Source organism: Moorena sp. SIO1F2, assembly GCF_010672755.1.
Classification (GTDB): domain Bacteria; phylum Cyanobacteriota; class Cyanobacteriia; order Cyanobacteriales; family Coleofasciculaceae; genus Moorena.
Window position 1 is genome coordinate 1 of sequence record NZ_JAAHFV010000487.1, and the last position, 3,938, is coordinate 3,938.

A 3,938-nucleotide genomic window follows, 5' to 3' on the forward strand; every position below is an offset into this window, starting at 1 on the left:
TGGGATAAAAAAGGGATAGGTAAGGTTAGACTCAAGGGTACCTGGGACTTGTGGCGATTCGACAATAAGCAAATTAAGCGGGTTCGGATCGTCCAAAGGGCTGATGGGTATTATGTTCAGTTTTGCCTTAAAGTAGACAACCACGATCAACTAGAAGCAACAGGAAATACTATTGGTTTAGATGTCGGGCTAAAAGACTTTTATACTGATTCCGAAGGGTTAGCTGAACCCAATCCTAGATTTTACAGAACGGGTGAAAAACTCTTAAAGTTCTATCAACGTCGAGTATCCCGAAAAAAGAAAGGCTCTGCCAACCGCAAAAAAGCCATTAATAAACTAGGTAGAACACACCTTAGAATAAGTAGGCAGCGTGAGGAACATGCAAAGAGACTTGCACGTTGCGTAGTCCAGTCTAACGACTTGGTGGCCTATGAAGATCTAAAAGTTAAAAACTTAGTAAAGAACCACTGTCTTTCCAAGTCTATTAATGATGCAGGTTGGTATCAATTCAGAAAATGGCTAGAGTATTTTGGCAATAAATTTGGCAGGATAACTGTCGCAGTAAATCCTGCCTATACTAGCCAAAACTGTTCTGATTGTGGCGAAGTGGTTCAAAAGTCGCTCTCAACTAGAACTCACGTCTGTAAGTGTGGTTGTCAGTTGGATCGAGACCACAATGCTGCAATCAATATCCTCAAAACAGCCTTGGGTACGGTGGGGCACACCGAAACCTTATTAAACGCTTATGGAGATTTGGCCTCTACTTTTCTTGGTTCCGACCTGGTTGAGCAAGTTGAATCTGTGAAGTAAGAATCCCCCGGTTTACAACCGTGGGGAGTGTCAATTACCTCAAAGTATAGAGTAGAGGTTAGGTAGTTAGTGAATAAGTTATTAAGAAATCAGTTTAAATGAATTCCGAAGACCCACAAAACCCAGAACAAGAGCAAGATAAAAACCAAGCAGTTAAGGGATTATATAATTCACAGGAGTCAAATTTGCCAAATCAGGATAGGGCTACTCCTAGGGATAACTCTCAAGCTCCCGACCTTCCTCCCATTTCTCTGACCCTATCAGACCATGACAAAGCTAAAGCCACACAGTCAAGTGATCCGCTGCAGGAGGAGAAAGTAAGTCAAATTCAACTAGGGCAGTCTTCAGATCAAGCAAAAAAAATGGCTAGCTTAGCTCAAACTGTGGCTGAACTTGAGCAAAAAGAACAGGAGTTGAGACAGAGAATTGCCCATCTGCAAAACCATGAACAGTCACTGGTTTCAAAGGAATTGGGAACCACCCAAGCAGTTGTGGAGCGGATGATACTTGAAGGTCTGACCGAACTGGAGCAACGCAAGCAAAAGTTGCAAATTTCTATTGAGCAATTAGAACGCCGCCGGGAACGCATTCGTGAAGAAATGCGCACCAGTTTTGCGGGTGTATCTCAAGAGCTAGCCATTCGGGTTCAAGGCTTTAAAGATTATTTGGTTGGCTCCTTACAAGACCTAGCTGCTGCTGCTGAACAACTGGAACTCTCCCAGCCGCCAACCGAAACACCACGGCCAGCATTAGAAGAACCCCCACCACCCCCCACCAGAGGCAACCCACAATTTGCCGAACAAGCCTTTAAAGACGAAGTCCGACAGATTCGTCAGCTGTTGGATCAATATCGCAAAATGCCAGATTATTATGGTCCTCCCTGGCAACTGCGTCGTACCTTTGAGCCAATTCACGCTGAAAAAGTGTCTCAGTGGTTTTTTTCCCAAGGTGGTCGTGGTGCGCTGCAAACTATGGGGAGCCGCTTACAAAATGTTTTAATTGCCTCAGCGGTTATATCCGTGTTGCGGACACTATATGACAATCGCCTACGTACTCTTGTCCTTGCCAACACCCCAGAACGACTGGGAGAATGGCGCAGAGGATTACAGGACTGCCTAGGAATCTCCCGCAGTGATTTTGGTCCAGAACGGGGAGTTGTTTTATTTGAAGATCCAATAGCCCTGGTTCAAAAAGCGGAACGACTGATCAAGCGGGATCAGTTAGCCTTAATCATTGTTGACGAAACCGAAGATAAAATCAGTCTCTCATTATTGCAATTTCCCCTATGGTTGGCTTTTGCACCTGATCCTCGGCAGATGTATACCTATGACGATTATCCTTAAGAGCAAGAATACTCCCGTTATACCGGTAGGGTTAGCGGGAGACGGGGCGTATAAAGTGCGGACGCAGGTTCCGCACACAGCCCCTCATGAATTGCTAGGTGCGCTTTAGCGCACCTCCCCTTGACATCTTACACGGAACGCTTTAAAATGTAAGCATGACTGAAAAAGCTTACCGTTACCGTTTTTACCCAACCCCTGAACAGGAGACTCTGTTAAGGAGAACTCTAGGCTGCGTAAGACTTGTATACAACAAAGCCTTGGACGCTAGAACAAAAGGATGGTACGAGCACCAAAAACGAGTCAGCTATAAAGAAACTTCCTCAATGTTGACAGGATGGAAGAAAGAGGATGATTTGTTCTTTTTAAATGAAGTTAGCTCTGTTCCACTTCAACAGGGATTAAGACATCTTCAAACTGCTTTTACGAACTTCTTTGCAGGTCGCATTAAATATCCAAACTTCAAGAAAAAGCGGAATGGTGGTAGTGCGGAATTCACAAAATCCGCATTTAAATGGAAAAATGGTCAGATATATCTAGCTAAATGTCAAGAACCTTTGCCTATTCGCTGGAGTCGTCAGCTACCTGCAAACTGCAATCCAAGTACCGTTACAGTTAGTTTAGATCCGTCCAATCGTTGGCATGTCTCGATCAGGTTCAATGACCCTAGAGACTTGAGTTTACCTACCACGGATAAACGAGTTGGTTTTGATCTAGGAATTACTAGCCTAATTACAACCAGTGACGGAGATAAGATTGCTAACCCAAAGCATTTTAAAAAGCTCAAGAAAAAACTGGCTAAATACCAAAAAGCTTTGTCGCGGAAACAGAAAGGATCTAACAATCGCTACAAAGCCAGATTGAAGGTAGCCAGGATACACGCAAAAATCAAGGACGCTAGAAGGGATTTTACCCACAAGCTAACTACTAAACTGGTCAAAGAAAACCAATTGATTGCGTTTGAGGACTTAGCTGTGAAAAATCTGGTCAAAAACCACAAATTAGCGCTGGTGATTAGTGATGCTAACTGGGCAGAAATAATCCGTCAAATCAAATACAAGTCAGAGTGGTACAACCGTGAAGCTGTATCAATTGACAGATGGTTTCCCAGTAGCAAGTTATGTTCTGTGTGCTTGAATCGCGTCGAATCTTTACCGTTAAATGTTCGAGAGTGGGATTGTCCATCTTGCAATACTCACCACGATCGCGATATCAACGCATCAATTAATATTTTGGCGGCAGGGCTTGCCGTGTCAGTCTGTGGAGCGACCGTAAGACCCGAGGAGAGTAAGTCTCGGAAGGCTGGTGCGAAAAACTCCAAAAAAAGGGAGAAGGAAGCAGAAACCTAAGTCGTGAGTCTTAGGAATCCCCCGCTATAATCGCCGGATTTAGCGGCGGGAGGATGTCAATGCCGGATCTTGTGAAAATTTTCAACATGACACCAATGGTACTTAACTTAACTTGGAGTGGGCTACTAGTAATCTCAGCCTATTTATTAGGTTCCCTGCCTACTGGTTACCTAGCAGGACGCTGGCTTAAAGATATTGATATTCGCGAGCATGGCTCTGGCTCCACCGGTGCCACCAATATATTGAGAACTGTGGGCAAAGGACCAGCAGTGGTGGTATTACTGATTGATGCCTTGAAAGGAGCAGCTGCTATTAGTCTAGTCAATGGCTTTTATACCCTGACACAAGTTTCCCTACTCCCTGAAACCTGGCAACCCTGGTTAGTTGCATTAGCTGCGTTTGCTGCTATCTTTGGTCATAGTAAATCCATTTGGCTAAA

At 44.3% G+C, this 3,938-nt stretch carries 4 protein-coding genes; all 4 read left to right on the forward strand.

What is annotated here, in order from left to right; genetic code table 11:
• The coding region (locus F6J94_RS31440) for a transposase (RefSeq protein ID WP_293047435.1) at nt 1-810 on the forward strand (810 nt) is incomplete at its 5' end.
• A gap of 98 nt (nt 811-908) precedes the next feature.
• Nucleotides 909-2,153, forward strand: a complete 1,245-nt coding sequence (locus tag F6J94_RS31445) for a DUF3086 domain-containing protein (RefSeq protein ID WP_293018366.1) — start codon at nt 909-911, stop codon at nt 2,151-2,153.
• A gap of 155 nt (nt 2,154-2,308) precedes the next feature.
• Nucleotides 2,309-3,499 carry an RNA-guided endonuclease TnpB family protein gene (locus F6J94_RS31450; protein WP_293018365.1) on the forward strand — a complete coding sequence of 397 codons (1,191 nt, stop codon included), beginning with the start codon at nt 2,309-2,311 and terminating at the stop codon, nt 3,497-3,499.
• A gap of 59 nt (nt 3,500-3,558) precedes the next feature.
• Nucleotides 3,559-3,938 (forward strand): glycerol-3-phosphate acyltransferase (locus tag F6J94_RS31455; protein WP_293047437.1); only part of this gene is annotated, 380 nt, incomplete at its 3' end.